Genomic DNA, 16,591 nt, shown 5'->3' with positions numbered 1-16,591 from the left:
TTACAGTATTGTAATATAGCATGAATTTTAAGGTTTATGGTGTAGTTGCATAGGTGCTGTTTTTTGACTGTTGAGTGCTGCATTGATTTTTGACTGGCCATAGAAACGAAAGATTTCTTTTTTTTCGCTATCGTTACCCCGTTCATATACCCGTCGGATTACTGCGTTGGATTGCTTCTGCCAGTTGATGTGGTTGATATTGGTGTCCCAGAAAAGAGATTTCCGCAGCTTTGATAAATCAGGAGTATGCCCTGTCAGCTTTTCTTTTTCCCTTTCGATATCGTAAAAAGCTTGTAGCAGCACAAAGGTTCCTTCCTCCAGCTGCAGTTCTTTTTCAATTTTAAGCGCCAATGCTGTGGGTATGTTCCTTTTGCCTTTTACAATTGCATTGAAGGTTTGCCGATGTTCTCCTAAAGTTGTGGCAAAAGGACTTTGTTTGAGGGAGCGTTTTTCCAACTCCCGCATCAAAATAATACCAGGATGGATCCCCTTGTATTTTTCCAATTGCTTGTTCATATTACAAATGTAAGCAAATTTGATTACATTAAAAATCAGAGTGCCATTTGGAATGATAAGTATCTTATAATTAGTTAGTAGTGACTATAGCTAAGTCTCGGGATTTAAGGGATCTGGTTCCTGGGGAGGCAGCAGCCTGGATGATAGGTACTGATCCGTATGAGCGATCGAAATTTCCACCCACATTGGTAGGTGATCCGACATCTGGTGCGTACGCCAGTAGGTTTTATAATAAGCGGTTTTGTTTGCCCGGGGTGTACCGGCGTCCGTGGTGTGATAAGCGTCTCCCATTTCAGGAACATATTCTGCTTCATCTTCTGTCCGGAACACTACATCATAATAATCAAATACACCCGCCTTTCCGGTAGTTTCAAAAAGACCTGGTCGCACCTTAAAAGCTACCTGGTCGTAGAATTTATTTTTTATAGCATTGGAGGGGAGATGCTGCAGCTCCATCGCATGTCTGCTATGATGAGGGAAAATGCTTCTTTGGGATCGGTGCGTTTTAACATCTCCAAATTATAAAAAATGAATTTTTCCGGATTGGATGTAGGTGGTTGCAGCATTTGTGCACAACGTTTCTGGAATATCGATCCGCTTAAAAAAACTTTGCTATTGTAGTAGCGTTCGTGTCTCCAAGTGATAATTTGATGCTACCGCAAGGTTCAGGCTTAGCTTAAATGATTGCCTGATTTTTTCTGAGCTTTATTGGGAACTATTAAAAAGGATAAGTTTTCAGACCGAGACAGTTGTTTGATAATAATATCACTCCTGCCTTATCGTATTTTTTCATAAGAGATATTCAAGTTATACTATTCTTTTTTTACACGTTTTTAACAACCTGTAGATTGCAGCAATAATATGTTGTTCTTAACAATTACTGCAAATTACTATCTGTTATGGGTTTGCTCTAAAAATGCAGATCTCAAATTGGAAGCCCAACAAAACTATTAAACTAAACAAAATATGAAAGTGTCATTATCCAAAGCTTACCAGCTTCGAAACAAAAATCTCATTTTTAAAATGAAGCCAACTACTCATATGTTGCTTCTCAGTTTCCTGGTTTCTTCTTTTGCCCTTCCCATGTGCGCTAATGCCCAGTGTGGCAGCGGTGGACTGGGATGCCCGGGTACCAACTATGCCAATTATGGAGTTAATGCTACAGGGGCTGCCACTATTGAGTATGATAACTTCGTATCCGGTTTTCACACCTCTACTGCCCGTGAAACAACCGGAGAACTGAAGATATGGGGGGCTCGTTCAAAATATGACGGTAGTGGCAATTTGCTAACTCCGACGGCTATTAACGGTATTAACTTTCCCGGGCTTACAGGTACCCCTCTAAAAGTTACCCTGGGGGGAAATTACACTACAGCCCCCCAGACCATATTGTTAACCACGGATGGACTGTGGGCCTGGGGCGCCGTTGCTCAAGTAGTAAATACCGGTGTAAAAAATACAGCCGCCTTTGGAAAAATAGCCCTGGGTCTTCCACCGGGAGTAAGCCCTCTCGATATAAAGATGCTTTTTGGAACTTATCAGAACCTGGCTATTACAACTTGCAGCGGGGATGTATGGGTGCTAACCACCTATAACGCCAGTATGCGTGGGGATGGCGCCAGTGGTTTTACTTCTTGGGCCAGGGTAACCAAAGCCGACGGAAGCAATCTCACGGGCGTTGTTGCCACCAGGGGAGGCTATGGTGCATTTTTCGCGCTAACCAACACGGGGGAGCTTTACACCTGGGGCCAAAGAACATATCTTGGTGATGGAACTGCTCAGGTTACCAGGAACCGTGCTACTTTAATGACACCGCCTTCCACCTCTGACGGGCCTATTAAAATGATAGGTGTTGCAAATGATTATACCAGCGGTGTGTCTTATTATGTCCTTTATGAAAACGGTAAGCTTTTTTCCATGGGCTATAACGCCCACAGGCAGCTCGGGGATTTCACTACTACAATCCGTACCTCCTGGGTACGGCCACAATATGCGGTTGGCAACCCTATGGACGATATCCTGTGGATATCGCCCAATGAGCATGATCCTAACTATGCGGCTATCAATGTGATCAATAAACAAAATCATCAGATATTTTGTTGGGGAGAGCAGAATGGAGGTATGCTGGGAAGAACAGATGGTAGTCTTAATCCTGGTCAACCTGCGGATCTGGCCACGAGCAATATTGAGGGGGTAGAGACAGGGGGACATACGACTTTAGTGGTGAACGCCTGTCGTTCCAGTTTTGGTTACGCGGGGCACAAGATATATGGAAGCATGGGAGATGGTACTAATGCCAGTTATTACACCAGCAACTACTCTTTTGAATCCAACCTTCTAAGCCTTTGTGGCCTGGCTACACAGGCTCCTAAAATCAATGTTTCAGGATCGCCTTCCATAAATGATAATGGCGAAATTTGCGTAGGAACTTCTGTAGTGCTTAGTCCGACGCCTGCCGGAGGAACGCTTTCCATCACCAGCGGCGGTGCTTATGTCACACTTACCGATAATGTGCTTCATTTTACAGCCGCCACTCCGGCCAATACACCGGTTGTAGTAAGCTATACAGTATCAACCCCATCCTGCGGAACGGTTACGGAAAGCCGGCGCTTTCTGTCAGCCGTGTGTACCCCGACTGTTACCATACCTGGGAGTATTTGGAATGACGCAAATGGTAATGCTGTACAGGGCCCCGGAGAAACGGGTATGTCTAATGATATGTGGGCCAACCTTGTGGGCCCGGATGGCAAAGTAATAACTTCAATAAAAATAAATGATGATGGCACTTTTGAGTTAGTTATAAGTAAAAGTTTATTAACGGCATCGGGGGGCTATTCACTAATACTTACTAATACTCCTCAAACTCAGGGAGCAATTCTTGCAAGTGCCGATATACCTGCTAACGGGTATGGTTATACCGGAGTAAACCGTGGTTCCGGTTCAACAGCAGACCCGTCCAACCGGACCGGTATAGTGAATCTGGGCGACTTAAGTGCAGCTGCAGACAATAGCACCACCAGTATTGTTAATATAGGAATTTCTAACGATCCTGCAGTACTGCCGGTTGTATTTGGTACTATCGGCGCAAAATGGACCGGAAATAGTTTGAAAGTGACCTGGACAACCGAAAATGAAAACTATAATGATCATTTTGATATAGAGGCTTCAATAAACGGCGTTGACTTCATAAGCGTAGGAACGGTTAAGTCAGCTGCACAGGATGGAAATTCAGATAAAACGATACAGTACGAATTCACAAAGGATATGACCGGTAACACACTCGCTTCTATACTGGGAATTGGCATGTTAACGCTGGGCTCTATAGGTGTGTTCAGAAAGCGTAAACTTCGCTTGCCTTTTACACTTGTTATTATGTGCGGGCTTACCGCCATCTTATTCAGCTGTAGAAAATCAAAATCCGATGAACTTGCTGGAAATGGAGAGGTATTTATCAAAGTGACCCAGGTTGATAAAGACGGGAGCCGATCTTCTTCAAAAGTAGTTAAAGTAGTAAAGGAATAATACATTCCGGGACTCTAAAGGGTTTACTAAAGGACAAAGGCAGAGATCGACTCCGGGCTTTTTTAAGCCAGGGTTTCGGTCTCTTTTTTATCTTATTCACTTTATTTATTCGATGTTCAGGTCTTTTATTTTAAACGCTTGAATGGACGAGGATACCCCCATGTCATAGAACCTGTCAAGTAGCCAAAGTACTTGCAAAATCTCAAGCCGTTTTGAGCAGAATCCCAGGCGACAAGATAGCTGTCCCCTGACTAAAGTTCATCAACCATTATCACACCATTCTGAATCGCGAACTTAATAATGCCCGCTAGTGTTTTGGCATTTACCTTACGCATAATATTGCTCCTGTACTGTTCTATTGTACGTTCCGAAAGATTTAGGTAGCGGCTGATTTCCTTGGTCGTTACCTGCTTGCATAAGAGTCGAATCAGCTCGATTTCCTTGCCGGAGAATTTGGTGTTTCCAATAATGTGTTTGAGCGCAAAATCATCTGTGGCAGTTGAGAAACGGTTGATAATATGTGTTCTTGCCTCTTTGCAGAAATAATCCCTTCCCCGCATTAACAGATGGATGGCATTTATGAATTCCTTGTCGTCCTCCCGTTTGATTACATAACCATCTATCCCGGCTTTTAACATCTTTATGATTATATCAGAACTGTAGGAAAATGAATAGGCCATAATTTTGACAGAGGGCAATTTTTCTTTTAGCTGCCGCACGAGTAAATCTCCAGGCATATCCGGAAGATAAAAATCTACGATGATTAACTCGGGGAAATTCCGGAGTGCCTGACTCATACCCGATGCGCCATCGTGCGCCATGTAAAAAGTTTCAAATAACGGGCCTGCTATTAATTTTATACCGTTGGCCACCATTTTGTGATCATCGATTACCAATATTGACTTGTATGTTGAATTAGTAGCGTCCATTCAATTTCTTCTAAATGATTATCATTCTGTCTGTTTTTCTGCAACCTTATCTTAATAGTATTGACAGTTGTATCGAGTACCCATTAGGATGCTGATTCTGTATCTTATAGTCTCCATTAAGGCCGTTGATCCTTTCTTCAATATTTTTCAACCCCATACCTTCGCTTTTTTTATCGCCATCCCAACCTTCGCCGTTGTCTTTGTAAGTGATGGAGAACCGGTTATTGTTTTGCTCAAAATTCACTTCAATTTTGCTAAATTCGGCGTATTTTATGGTATTCGTGATGCATTCGTTTAGAATCGCTTTTAGTTCAGTGTATTGGTAATGACTGATAAGGCGTTTTTCATTCAATGACTTGCCGATGGAATAAGCAAAACTGTTATCGGGGTTTAGTTTTTGCAAGAGCTGTTCAACATCATCAATCAAATTGGCAATGATATATTGCTTATCCGATCTGAGATCATGCGATAAACTGCGGATAAGCATCATAGTATGATCGATTTGTTTTTCCAGTTCGTCTTTTTTTGAACTGTTATTGCTCCATGAGCGCACCAGGGCTTTGGCATACAAAAGGGCGGGGCTGGCTTCATCATGTATATTCCGCGCAAGATTCATCTTGAATTTTAAAAACCGGGCCTGCTGCCGGTGACGAACAAATCTTATTACGAATATGCCAACCAGGAACAAAAGCCCGAGTGCTACACCTGTCAAAATTAATTTTCGTTCGGTTGCTTTCTGCCTTGCTGCAGCTTCTTTCAGTAGAAATTGTTTTTCTTCTGCCTCAGCTTGTGCATACAGTATATTATCCACATCCTGTGCAAGTAGAGAACGCGATGAATCAAGGATTCTTATAGCTTTGACCAAGGTATCCGCGCTTTGTTTAAAAAGCCCCAGATTGTACAATTCTTTTGATTTGTAAGTTTGATACTCGAATAAAAGATAAGGTTTTCTTCCATTTTCTACAACGCGCCTGTAAATATCAAGGTAGCGGGCAGTGCTATCGTGGTTGTGTTGTGTAAGAAAATAATTGAGTTTCCAGAAGTTGAGATTGATGTCGATGAGGTTTTTTCGTTCTTGAGGCGTTATTGCATTGTTTCGTAATGCTTCCATTTGTTGTATTGCTTCCCACTGCTTACCGGGATCTTTCATTGCCGATGCCCCTTTAATTGCTGTGAGAATTTGCACATGAGCGGTAGCGCTCATTAAATTATTGTCTGTACTATATTTTTCCCTCGCTATATTTACAATTTGCTGCATTAACTCAGCTGTAGCATGACCATTACTTATTTGCATGAGATCGTAATAAGCAGTTGCAATAAGGTTGAGAAGAATGACGGCCTGGCCCAGATCCTTTGCATTCAGCTCCCCCTTTTTAGCCAGTTCTGGTATTTTATTTATATAGTTTTTTGATTTATCGTAGAGCGCAATTGTTTTCTCCGGCGAACTAACCACATCGTAGTATCCGGCAAGGGAGGATAACGCAGAAAGCGATGGCCTGTTATTATGCGCAGCACGCTCCAGTTTTTCAATTTTTTCGGTGTAGTATAGCTTCTCGCCCATACGGCTGGTCATATGTGCCTGGTTACTTAAAATGACGTAATAGTTGCGTTTCTGTTCATAAGTACTGTCATCCGCCCATATCGTTTTCCGGTAGCTACTTAGCAGCTCAATAGCCTCCTTGTTGGTGAAATTAATGTTGGCTGACAGCAACAATCTCATCGTAGTGTAAACAGAGTCGAGATACTCTTTTTTTTTGATGCGACCGGTTGAATAGGCCCGGTCAATTCTGGAGATTACTTTTCGGGCAGAATCTTTTACGTTGTCACCATATGCAGCTGGTGAAATAAGATGGAATAGAAGAAAAGCGATCAGTATCTTTTTTAAGGAGAGCCTATTGTGAGCAGAAACGAAATTATTTTTCTTAAGGGAGGGACGCAGGTTCAATAAAACTTTCATTGGTAAAATATTACTTCGATCTCTTTGAGTTTGGTTGGTGATATAAAAAAGTAATTTAAATGGCTTATAACAGGTGCAAAGAAAAGAAATAATAATCAGAAATTGGCTACTATAGCATTGTACGGAAATGTTGTACGTATATTTTCAATGAACATATAGTAGAAGTACGGTATTGTTTAAAGACACTCAGATAATATTACTATTTTTATTTATGAAGTAAGTTCATATCAGCTATGATAAAAAATAACGTAACCGACACCCCTTTTTTGGGATTTGAGTACGCTCCTGAAACACTAATTAAATATGTTGAGGCTGCTGGCATTTTTACTATTTTATTATCGGGCGGAGCTATAGTGCATTTTCACCCGGATAAGGTTGAGGCGTTTCGTAATTGGTTAAAAGAACATAAAGTTCCTGATGCACGTACCCAATACACTAAGTATTTATAATTGCTGAAATGGTATTTCCATAGATTAGCAGGCCCTTTTTTTGATAAATCTGACTTTTTAAAAACAACCGATAGCTACTATGACCCTGGAACAATTTTTAACTGCAGATACCGCCACCCAGCTAACGGCCCTGCACAACAAACAATTTATACGGGAGCGGCGTGGTGCCGATTATAAGATCACTACGTACCAACTGTATGATTTTTACCTGCGGACATGGGAATCCTTGGCAGGGGAGGATACATGGTGGTTTACATGTTTTGAAATGATGCCTGATGAATAAAGCTTTTCGTCGTTGCTGTAAGTATCCTGTCAGCTGCACCGTTAGTAACCGAACCACATTAAAAAATGGAGAGGGGGACAACCGGCGATTTTTTCATATGCTGATACTGTAACAGGTTTGTGTGTAAAAGGACAACCACCTCTTATTCAAAAGACAGTTGTCCTTTGTCTGAAAAACAGCGCGCCTTACGGCAGGCCGGATCAGAGGCCTCCCAAGAGTCTTAACAATGCGTCAAGAATGGCCTTCAGAAATTCGCTTAAGGAGTCTAATGGCATAATTGTGCTATTAAAGGTTGCGCCTACTCTATTGCAGGGTTTTCGGCAATCCCCTTTTTTACATAAAGGAACAACTGTTGTATGTATGCTGGTTTATGAGGGCATCACAATACATGGCAGCTTACAACTATTTAATTGGTTCGGGGCAATTAACACATCACGCTTAAAATTACAAAGCATTTTTGATAAAAAAAAATTTTGTAGTTATTTAATCATGGTTGGATTGCGTGAAGAGTGCAGGGGATAGGAGCCTGACCTTACAAGGTCAAATCAACGGTTCCATTCACCTGCGAACTTTCAGGCCCTTTCATTTACAATGGCGGTAACAAAATCGGCACCAACATCAAGCCCCAGAACTTGATTCCAGCCACCTTTTAGCATTAAAAAGCAGTAGCAGAAACAGATGATTCCCCATTGGCTTCCGCGTTGATTTTATAAATGACGATTTTAAAAGCCGGAGCTATCCCGGTGCAATCTTCTTTGGGAATGCCGATTGAATTTTGAACCCGGAATAATCAGGGTGTTAATAATCAGCCGTTTTGTTTTGCTATAAAAACATGCGTAGCATTTTCGCCCTCTACGCGTTGCACCTGGGTGTAGCCCAGTGCGTTCATATCAATTCCCTGGAACAAATGCTCGCCTGAACCTAAGAGAACGGGAGAAAATGCGATGTGCAATTCGTCAATATGACCTGCTTCTAAGTATTGTCTTATTGTTGAAACACCGCCACCAATCCGGATGTCTTTTCCATTGGCGGCCTTTCTGGCCGCTTCCAATGCTGCCTCAATACCATCGGTCACAAAATAGAAAGTGGTTCCTCCTTTCATAGTTATGGGTGCTCTTGCATGGTGTGTTAGAACAAATACCGGCACATGATACGGAGGTGTTTCGCCCCACCAGCCTTTCCATTCATCATCCGGCCAGGGGCCGCGAACGGGGCCGAACATATTCCGCCCCATGATCCAGGCGCCGATATTCTCAAAGGATTTTTCAGCAATTTCATGATCGATTCCTCCGGTACCACCGTCTTTGTTTATCATTTTATGAAACATTTTTGTCGGGTAGATCCAGTTGTGCAGTTCTTCTCCTCTTATACCAAGGGGGACCGTAAGCTCCTGCTTAACACCTGCGCCAAATCCGTCGAGGGACACCGAGAAGGCGGCTACTTTGAGTTTGCTCATATCAGGAATATTTTTGTTATTGTGTGTTGCATCATCTATAAGATACAAAAATCAGGGAAAAAATTAATTTTGCCGCAGTGTATTTACGACGATCTTGCTGGCAACATGCGACAACTGTTCCCTGGAATTTAAGGGATGCATGCATGTTTTGAGCCTGCTGCTCCCTGCCTTCAAATCATTTCCGGGTAACCGGATGTTTTGAAAAACGTGGTTCGCCGGTGTTACGATTATCAGTTATATTTACCTGTCAGCGCATGGAAAAATGATACCTGTGGATCTGAATACGGCAAAAGAATTAATAGACGAACAGTTTCGCCCGGCAAAAGGGCTTCCGATAAGGGAAGTGGTTTCCGCCGGGTCCGAAAATTTTATTTTCCGATTGGGGAACGATTGGACGGTACGGTTCCCGAAAAACGAAGCTGCAGCATTGCAGCTGAAAAAGGAACTTGCCTGGCTTCCTGTTATTGCTGCGCGTATGACTGTTCCAGTACCGATACCTTATTTTACCGGTGCCCCAAATTCAAAATTTCCATTTCAATGGGCTGTTTTTAACTGGATAGACGGACGTATATACGAGCCGGAGTTGTTACAGCGTACCGACGGTGCGGTAGCGGTTATGGCTGATTTCATTTGCTCTTTGTGGAAGATCGATGCGGAAAACGGACCAGGGCCGGGCAGACAGAATAATTTCAGAGGGCAGGCGTTAATAGAAAGGGATATAGAAACAAAGAGCGCAATAAATCACCTGCCTTCCGGTTACAATAAAAAGACCTTAGGTTTAATTTGGGAAAAAGCATCCCGGGAAAAGACCTGGGACCAGCCGCCTGTTTGGATACATGGTGACCTGCATTGGGGTAATATTATCACATTAAATGACAAGATCAACGGCATCATTGATTTCGGAACCCTGGGTGTTGGCGACCCGGCAGTTGATATCATGTGCGCGTGGATCCTTTTTTCCGGAGAGAAAAGGGCCCTGTTTAAACAAAAACTGAACGTGGATGATCCGACATGGATCCGGGCGATGGGATGGGCGTTATCGTTTGCTGTCATTGCATTGCCCTATTATTTGCCGAAGAAACATTTACTGGCGGACATAGCCGTCTTTACCCTGGAAAATATAATGATTGATTTCGCAAAATATCCTGTGTTTAACTGATACGACTCATCCTTGAGAGCTGCATTTTCGGTGTATTAACAGCCGGGCTTTTGAGCGGTTTGGGAAGGGGATGAACTGTCTGTGTCCTCCGGGTACTGAGTCAGGCAGCTGATCCCTGGCTCCGTTAGCAGGAAATGGACGATCGGTTTTTGTATTCTTTCCTCCCTCTATAGCAGTGTACTGCTTTCCGCCGGATTATTGGTAGCTTCACTTGAAACGATTCGACAAAAGAATGAACAAAATGTTTTTTTTATGTTCATTTCCTTTGTTCTGATTAAAAAGAAGCCAAAAGGGCAGTTGCGGAGGAGTTATAGTTGGTTTTGGATCACGGCGGAAGCTGTATAAGCCGGCTATAACAGGTTCTGTCTGATGGCGTTGTGTGCTTTTTGCTTGCTCTAAATGTTTATTTGTTCATATGAAAAGGTTACTAATATTATTATCGTTGCCCCTTTGGGTTGCTGCTAAACTATCGGCTGCTGATGAAATCAGATTGCCGCAAAAAAAAAGGCCCAATATTCTGTTTGCCATTAGTGATGATCAAAGTTACGACCACACCGGTTTTTCAGGTAGCGGGTTTGTAAAAACGCCGGCATTTGACCGGATTGCTAAAGAAGGTGTCTTTTTCTCGAATTGTATTGCCGGGTCGCCCGGATGTGCGCCTTCCCGCAGTTCAATCGTTACGGGGCGTTATCCGTGGCAAAATGAGCAATCAGGACAGCACGCATCGAGCTGGATGAAAGCATATGTGCCCTTTGTTGACCTGTTAGCCGGAAATGGATATTATACGGGTTATACCGGTAAGGGTGTCGATCCGTTTCAGTATGCCCGGGACGAAAAAGATTCGTTGTGGAGGGAACAAAACGCCGCTGGTAAATCTTTCAATGCGATAAGATATAAAGCCGGCGACATTTCAGATATAAGACCTGCTAAAGGAATCAGTAATATAAATTACTTTGAAAATTTCAGGGATTTCCTGGATAAAAAAAAGGACGGTCAGCCTTTCTTTTTTTGGTATGGCGCTATGGAACCACACCGGGGATTTGAAAAAGATTCATGGGTCAGGAATAAGAAAGAACTGCGAGATGTTAAAGTGCCTGCTTTTTTACCGGATAATGGAATTGTAAGGGGGGATTTACTTGATTATGCTGTAGAAATCGAATGGTTTGATTTTCATCTGCAAAAAATGCTGGAATACCTCAAAGAAAAAGGTGAGCTTGAAAATACAATTGTGATCGTAACATCCGACAATGGAATGGCATTTCCAAGGGCCAAGGCAAACGGTTATGAATATGGCGTCCATGTTCCTTTTGCAGTTCGCTTCCCAAAAATGTTTCCTGAAGGAAGAATTATTGATGATCCTGTCAGCTTTGTTGATATAGCCCCTACTATTTTGGAACTGACAGGTACTTCTTCAAAAGAAATGAAAGCAATGACCGGGACAAGTATTTTAGGTATTCTTAAAGAAAAGAAGCAGGGAGTTGTGGACACGACGCGAAAATATGTCTACTCAGGCCGGGAGCGGCACTCTGCATCCCGTTATCTTAACCGGGGATATCCTCAAAGAGTGATACGAAGCAAAGAATTTCTGCTTGTCTGGAACATGAAGCCGCGGCGATGGCCTGCCGGTGATCCGCAACGGATAGATCCTGCTGATAAAAGCAAGCTATTGCCTAAATATGGTATAGATGATAAAGGTGTTTATCATTCGGAGTGGGCTTTTACAGATATTGATAACTCTCCCACAAAGTCATTTACAGTGGCCCATAAGGATGAAAAAGAGGTACATCGTTTTTTTGAATGGGCAACGGCCAGAAGACCGGAATTTGAACTTTATCAGATTTCTTCCGATCCGGGTTGTTTAAAAAACCTTTACAATGAGAGGATGTATACAACCATACAGGGGCAGTTAAAAAAAGCATTGATGGAAGAGCTGATCAAAACAAAAGATCCCCGTGTGGCAGGACCTGATCCTGAGATATTCGATTCGTATGAACGATATTCCGGACCAATGCGGGAGTTTCCCGATTCCGGATCAGATTAAAATAATGACCCGTTATTGATAAGGAGGCGTATTGACCGTCTGGTTGGATGGTTGGGTGTATCGATGACAAGGTGGTAAAACAGGGGTTGGTCATAAAGCGGGGAAGCGGCAACTGTTGGGCTTTGTGCGTGGCGGGTACCGCTACCGCGGGTTATGGCGGTTCTGTGCGCTGACACAGCGGTTAATAGAAAATAGGAAAATAGCGCCAACCTAATGACGGTATACCTGTACCCGGCATTTGTGCGGTGTTAGTAATAGCTAAGAACTTATTTGATTCTGACCGTTTGCCCGGCTTATGATCAGGGGCGGCTGTTTTGCCGTTATTTTTAGTTACTGTTTATGAGCCAGCTCTTTCCGGATCCTGCTTAACGATTGCGGCGTAATTTTCAGATAAGACGCAATGTACTGTTGGGGTACCTGTTGTGCCAGATTAGGATAGCGTTTTACAAACTCCAGATATTTTGTTTTGCTGTCTCCGAAATTCAAAAAGTCATTGTCTTTGATCTTGTTCATCAGGCTCGCTTCAGTCAGGGTCTTAATGAAAATATACAGATTTGGTGTCTCGTCGCTTAATTTTTCGATAACCGATTTGTGCACGGTGTAAAGTTCTGAATGGACGGCTGCCTGGCAGGCGTCTGTTGCAGGTGTTGCCGTATAATAACTTTCCAGGTCAACGAAAAACTGATTTTCCCTTATGAAATATTTGGTGACCTCGTTTCCGTTGCAATCGGCTGCATACACCCTCAGAATACCGTTTTCTACAAAAGCGATTTCCCGGGCGGTTTTGTGGACCTCCTGAAAATGATCATTTGTTTTTAACAGTCTTCTTTTGAAATGAGCGGCAACCTGTTCAATAGCATCTTTGGAAAGAATACCGCCAAAACTCAATACTGATCTCAATTTTTCCATTTACTTTACTATTCCGTTATCGAAAACGCTTTTTGCACAAGTTGTTACAGCTTCCTGTGGCGACAAAGGGTACCATCCCAGTTCCTTTTCTGCCTTGCTAATATCGGTCTTTCTTTTTACACCCAGGTCCATCAGGATCGGTTTGAGGGATGTTTCAACAATCGAAAACAGCCGGGTGGCAAAATTGGGAAGCTCAGCGGTGGCTATTTTTCTGCCGGGATATTCGCGTTTGAGTATAAAGGCGATCTCCTTAAAAGTCAGATAGCCGGAAGACGCAATATATCTTTTGCCGGCCGCCTGTGGCATTTCCATTGCCTTAATTAACAGGTCGGCGACGGAGCGGACGTCCACAATGTCAAAGCCTATTTTTGGTAGCGCCGGAGAACTGCCGTCTAAAATTTTAATAACAATATTAGCGGATGTTCCAAAATCGCTCTCCAGAACGCTCCCCAGGATCGCTCCGGGCAGAATGGTCGTTAATTCCAGGCCGGAGTTGTTTTGCCGAATGAAGTCCCATGCGGCTTTTTCGGTAATCGCTTTGCTTCTGATATAAGGTGTTGTATCTTTTTTACAGGTCTCGTCTGTCCAGTCTTTTTCGTTGAAGACCTTGTCCAGATCGCTTTTGGATTTTCCATATATAACTGCCGCTAAAGAAGACACCATCACCACCCTTTTAACGTTATTGGCTGCTGCTGCTTTCAGTATATGCAGGGTTCCTTCTTTTGCAGGAAGGAGCAGGTCGCTTTCATGCTTGGGCAATGTTCGTGGAAAAGGAGAAGCGATGTGCTGCACGTAATCTATGTTTTTAGTGAGCCGGGGCCAGATGGCTCCGTCGTTCAGATCTGCTTCAGCGAAGGATAACCGGCTGCTGTTTGCTGTATGTCTCCCGATGACCTCCCGGATGGAATTTATTCGTTCGCTGTTGCGCAATGTGCCGACGACGGCATAGCCTTTATTCAAAAGCCGGATAGCCGTATGTGCACCCAGGAAACCGGTTATGCCGGTCAGTAATATTCTTTTGTTGTTCATAATTTTAATATTTAACGAGGTGTGTTGATTATTAGTAAGACGAATGCCTGTAAGGAAGCGGGTAAAGCTACCCGGCGCCTGGAAAAACGATCACTGCGGGCATGTGTAATATGGAAGGTGTATTGTTCATTGTTTCTACTCTTATGCAAAGAATAAAAAGAATAATTGTATCGGAATTACCATTTGGTAAAAAATGAAAATGCTGCTCCGGGGAGACATTGTTGCGATGACTGCACGCTGATAAACAATCCGGAAAAGCCGGGTTTGAACCGCTGCGGCAAACGGAAGTCTGCATATCGGTCTGGCCTGTTGCGAAATAGCGTCTCTGTTATAATCTTTTCAGCCCTCCTTTTATATCATTCCTACAGAATGTTAAAAGTATGTTTAAACGCTTGCCTGCATAGGGGGAACCTTCCTGATGGTTGTATTTCCTGGAAGAAGCATGAAAAAAAATATACAAAACAACCGGATTGCGCAGCAACTGATCAGAAATGACATTAACTATGCCGCATATTTGTCATTGCTGGCTGTAGTGCATATCTGGCATTTTACAGCACTTGGTTTGAAGCGCGCATTTTTTAAACAGATTATTTACAGGAACAATATGGCCGGTATCTCCAACGGCTGGTTTGTGTCTAAGGGTTATTCAAGATGAAAAAGGCCATCAATCACACCAGACAAACAGCAAGAGGCGTTGCAGCCGGCGGGAAACAACGTTCCCTTACTTACCTGTTAACCGCCCTGCTGATATACCTGTGCAGCCTGCTGCCGTTTACCGTTTTGTATGCTGTAGCGGGACTGATTTATTTTCTTTTCTTCCGGTTGTTAAAATACCGCTACGCAGTGGTCTTTCAAAATTTGTCACGTTCCTTTCCGCAGATGTCGTACAGGGAAATCGATGCAGTTGCCAGCCGGTTTTACCGGCATTTCAGCAAATTGCTGGTGGAGGTTGTAAAACTGATGTCGATAAGTGAGTCTGAACTTAAAACCCGGCTGCATCTCCGGAATCCTGAATTAATAGAATATTATCATCGCCAGAACCGCCCGGTTATTGCAATGATGGGACATTGCGGCAACTGGGAATGCCTCAGTATATTACCCCGGTATTTTACCTCGCAGGTATACGCCGTTTACCGGCCCTTATCCAATAAAGGGATGAACCGGTTGCTGCTTTACATACGCTCCAGATTTGGTATGAAATTGCTGCCCATGTTGCAGGCTCCCCGGTATATGTTGCAACATAAGCAGGATCCCGCCTTATATCTGTTTATCGCCGACCAGTCGCCCGACCCGGATGCCAGATGCCGGGTGGAATTTATGCATCAGTCTACATTGATGTTCAATGGTGCCGAAAAACTGGCCCGGGCTACCGGTGCGGCTGTTGTCTATTTAGAGCTGAACCGTACCTCTGAAAAACACTGGGAGGTCAGTTTTTCCCTGGTGGCGGAGAACCCCTCAGCAATGCCGGTACACGAAATCACCCGGGTCTATGCCCATAAACTGCAGCAAACCATCTGTAAAACACCCGATCAATGGCTATGGACGCATAAACGCTGGAAACATAAAGCGCATACGGTATAAAGAACGCATGGCATTTCCCGGGAACGGGACATCTGTCCAGGTCATCATCAGGCGTCCGATGATCCGAGGTATAACAAGGTATTGCTGATTGTATGAGTGAGCAATAATGCAGGGGGGCTTTCAAACCCTGTTACTTTTTCCCTTTTGCATAGTATTGGGTTACCTCGCTTTTTAACACTGCAGCAGCGTTGTTGCCAAAGCTTTTTCGTATATAGGTTAACACATCTGCGATCTGCTGGTCGGTCAGCATTTTAAAAGGAGGCATGTTGTTGGAATAGTACTCTCCGTCAATCTCAACGTGCTCCTGAAGTCCGTTCTTTACTATTTTAACAAGCCTGGATTTTTTACCCAGAATGTTGCTGGTGCCAACGAGTGGCGGATTTAAATTCGGAACGCCCCCACCGTCCGGTTGATGGCAGGAAAGGCAGAATTTCTGATAGACCAGTTTACCTCTTCTTATAGACAGAGTTGTTTCCGAAACCTGTGCAACCGGTTTGTGGACGACCGGTCTCCTGGCTATTGGTTTTTTGGCCACCTGCGAATAACCGTTAAAAGAAATGATAAAGAGACCCAGGGTGAAAATTTTCCGCATCTTGATTTTTTGTATTGTCGCTAAACTTTGTATCTTATTTCTATGACCTGTGTATGTACTGTTTAGTGATGACAAATATGAATATTCGTTTTGAAATGGGAATCGTTTTTATTGGCAATTTGGTAATCGATATTGTCATCTCCACATCAGCGTTTCCGATACCGCCGG

General features: G+C 43.3%; 15 protein-coding genes. 7 read left to right on the top strand and 8 right to left on the bottom strand.

Annotation, left to right across the window (positions count from 1 at the left end):
• Window positions 1-27: 27 nt before the first annotated feature.
• Both K7B07_RS27220 and K7B07_RS27215 read right to left on the bottom strand, forming a co-directional pair.
• Window positions 28-504: a helix-turn-helix transcriptional regulator gene (locus K7B07_RS27220; RefSeq protein WP_223713796.1), complete on the bottom strand. Its 477-nt coding sequence runs from the start codon at window positions 502-504 to the stop codon at window positions 28-30.
• A gap of 102 nt (window positions 505-606) precedes the next feature.
• Window positions 607-972, bottom strand: coding sequence for an exonuclease/endonuclease/phosphatase family protein (locus K7B07_RS27215; protein ID WP_223713794.1), 366 nt, complete (start codon window positions 970-972; stop codon window positions 607-609).
• 567 nt (window positions 973-1,539) lie between these two features.
• Between K7B07_RS27215 and K7B07_RS27210 the strand changes: the two genes are divergently transcribed.
• Window positions 1,540-4,038, top strand: coding sequence for an RCC1 domain-containing protein (locus K7B07_RS27210; protein ID WP_223713792.1), 2,499 nt, complete (start codon window positions 1,540-1,542; stop codon window positions 4,036-4,038).
• 251 nt (window positions 4,039-4,289) lie between these two features.
• Here the strand turns inward: K7B07_RS27210 and K7B07_RS27205 are convergent, their stop codons facing one another.
• Both K7B07_RS27205 and K7B07_RS27200 read right to left on the bottom strand, forming a co-directional pair.
• Window positions 4,290-4,967, bottom strand: coding sequence for a response regulator (locus tag K7B07_RS27205; protein ID WP_223713790.1), 678 nt, complete (start codon window positions 4,965-4,967; stop codon window positions 4,290-4,292).
• Between the two features lie 46 nt (window positions 4,968-5,013).
• Window positions 5,014-6,924, bottom strand: a complete 1,911-nt coding sequence (locus K7B07_RS27200; RefSeq protein ID WP_223713788.1) for a sensor histidine kinase — start codon at window positions 6,922-6,924, stop codon at window positions 5,014-5,016.
• A gap of 233 nt (window positions 6,925-7,157) precedes the next feature.
• Here K7B07_RS27200 and K7B07_RS27195 point away from each other — a divergent pair, with 233 nt between their 5' ends.
• A complete protein-coding gene (locus tag K7B07_RS27195; RefSeq protein ID WP_223713786.1) occupies window positions 7,158-7,373 on the top strand; it encodes an MPN domain-containing protein in 216 nt (71 codons plus the stop codon).
• 79 nt (window positions 7,374-7,452) lie between these two features.
• Window positions 7,453-7,656, top strand: coding sequence for a hypothetical protein (locus tag K7B07_RS27190; RefSeq protein WP_223713784.1), 204 nt, complete (start codon window positions 7,453-7,455; stop codon window positions 7,654-7,656).
• Between the two features lie 805 nt (window positions 7,657-8,461).
• Here K7B07_RS27190 and K7B07_RS27185 read toward each other — a convergent pair.
• The gene (locus tag K7B07_RS27185; RefSeq protein WP_223713782.1) at window positions 8,462-9,112 is read right to left on the bottom strand and encodes a dihydrofolate reductase family protein; all 651 of its coding nucleotides are present in this window, start codon (window positions 9,110-9,112) and stop codon (window positions 8,462-8,464) included.
• Window positions 9,113-9,374: 262 nt separating this feature from the next.
• Here K7B07_RS27185 and K7B07_RS27180 point away from each other — a divergent pair, with 262 nt between their 5' ends.
• Both K7B07_RS27180 and K7B07_RS27175 read left to right on the top strand, forming a co-directional pair.
• A complete protein-coding gene (locus K7B07_RS27180; RefSeq protein WP_223713781.1) occupies window positions 9,375-10,271 on the top strand; it encodes an aminoglycoside phosphotransferase family protein in 897 nt (298 codons plus the stop codon).
• 415 nt (window positions 10,272-10,686) lie between these two features.
• Complete coding sequence (locus K7B07_RS27175; RefSeq protein WP_223713779.1) at window positions 10,687-12,312, top strand: sulfatase family protein; 1,626 nt, start codon at window positions 10,687-10,689, stop codon at window positions 12,310-12,312.
• Window positions 12,313-12,642: 330 nt separating this feature from the next.
• Here the strand turns inward: K7B07_RS27175 and K7B07_RS27170 are convergent, their stop codons facing one another.
• Together K7B07_RS27170 and K7B07_RS27165 are read right to left on the bottom strand one after the other, a co-directional pair.
• Window positions 12,643-13,221 carry a Crp/Fnr family transcriptional regulator gene (locus tag K7B07_RS27170; RefSeq protein WP_223713778.1) on the bottom strand — a complete coding sequence of 193 codons (579 nt, stop codon included), beginning with the start codon at window positions 13,219-13,221 and terminating at the stop codon, window positions 12,643-12,645.
• On the bottom strand, window positions 13,222-14,250 hold the full coding sequence (locus tag K7B07_RS27165; RefSeq protein WP_223713771.1) for an SDR family oxidoreductase: 1,029 nt from the start codon (window positions 14,248-14,250) through the stop codon (window positions 13,222-13,224). It abuts the gene before it with no gap.
• A gap of 442 nt (window positions 14,251-14,692) precedes the next feature.
• On the opposite strand from K7B07_RS27165, the gene K7B07_RS27160 reads away from it, so the two are divergent.
• Both K7B07_RS27160 and K7B07_RS27155 read left to right on the top strand, forming a co-directional pair.
• The gene (locus tag K7B07_RS27160; protein ID WP_223713770.1) at window positions 14,693-14,905 is read left to right on the top strand and encodes a hypothetical protein; all 213 of its coding nucleotides are present in this window, start codon (window positions 14,693-14,695) and stop codon (window positions 14,903-14,905) included.
• Window positions 14,902-15,831: a lysophospholipid acyltransferase family protein gene (locus tag K7B07_RS27155; protein WP_223713768.1), complete on the top strand. Its 930-nt coding sequence runs from the start codon at window positions 14,902-14,904 to the stop codon at window positions 15,829-15,831. Before K7B07_RS27160 ends, K7B07_RS27155 begins: the two co-directional genes overlap by 4 nt.
• Window positions 15,832-15,961: 130 nt before the next feature.
• On the opposite strand, the gene K7B07_RS27150 is transcribed toward K7B07_RS27155, so the two are convergent.
• Window positions 15,962-16,423: a c-type cytochrome gene (locus K7B07_RS27150; protein WP_223713766.1), complete on the bottom strand. Its 462-nt coding sequence runs from the start codon at window positions 16,421-16,423 to the stop codon at window positions 15,962-15,964.
• Between the last annotated feature and the right edge of the window lie 168 nt (window positions 16,424-16,591).

Source organism: Niabella beijingensis (assembly GCF_020034665.1).
GTDB classification, from domain to species: Bacteria; Bacteroidota; Bacteroidia; order Chitinophagales; family Chitinophagaceae; genus Niabella; species Niabella beijingensis.
This window is presented reverse-complemented; position numbering and strand designations above follow the sequence as displayed.

Excerpts from the sequence above, each read along its gene's own strand:
- K7B07_RS27150 (WP_223713766.1), bottom strand. The coding sequence starts at position 16,423 with ATGCGGAAAATTTTCACCCTGGGTCTCTTTATCATTTCTTTTAACGGT.
- K7B07_RS27200 (WP_223713788.1), bottom strand. The coding sequence starts at position 6,924 with ATGAAAGTTTTATTGAACCTGCGTCCCTCCCTTAAGAAAAATAATTTC.
- K7B07_RS27170 (WP_223713778.1), bottom strand. The coding sequence starts at position 13,221 with ATGGAAAAATTGAGATCAGTATTGAGTTTTGGCGGTATTCTTTCCAAA.
- K7B07_RS27215 (WP_223713794.1), bottom strand. The coding sequence starts at position 972 with ATGGAGCTGCAGCATCTCCCCTCCAATGCTATAAAAAATAAATTCTAC.
- K7B07_RS27195 (WP_223713786.1), top strand. The coding sequence starts at position 7,158 with ATGATAAAAAATAACGTAACCGACACCCCTTTTTTGGGATTTGAGTAC.
- K7B07_RS27160 (WP_223713770.1), top strand. The coding sequence starts at position 14,693 with ATGAAAAAAAATATACAAAACAACCGGATTGCGCAGCAACTGATCAGA.
- K7B07_RS27205 (WP_223713790.1), bottom strand. The coding sequence starts at position 4,967 with ATGGACGCTACTAATTCAACATACAAGTCAATATTGGTAATCGATGAT.
- K7B07_RS27210 (WP_223713792.1), top strand. The coding sequence starts at position 1,540 with ATGAAGCCAACTACTCATATGTTGCTTCTCAGTTTCCTGGTTTCTTCT.
- K7B07_RS27190 (WP_223713784.1), top strand. The coding sequence starts at position 7,453 with ATGACCCTGGAACAATTTTTAACTGCAGATACCGCCACCCAGCTAACG.
- K7B07_RS27155 (WP_223713768.1), top strand. The coding sequence starts at position 14,902 with ATGAAAAAGGCCATCAATCACACCAGACAAACAGCAAGAGGCGTTGCA.
- K7B07_RS27175 (WP_223713779.1), top strand. The coding sequence starts at position 10,687 with ATGAAAAGGTTACTAATATTATTATCGTTGCCCCTTTGGGTTGCTGCT.
- K7B07_RS27180 (WP_223713781.1), top strand. The coding sequence starts at position 9,375 with ATGATACCTGTGGATCTGAATACGGCAAAAGAATTAATAGACGAACAG.
- K7B07_RS27165 (WP_223713771.1), bottom strand. The coding sequence starts at position 14,250 with ATGAACAACAAAAGAATATTACTGACCGGCATAACCGGTTTCCTGGGT.
- K7B07_RS27185 (WP_223713782.1), bottom strand. The coding sequence starts at position 9,112 with ATGAGCAAACTCAAAGTAGCCGCCTTCTCGGTGTCCCTCGACGGATTT.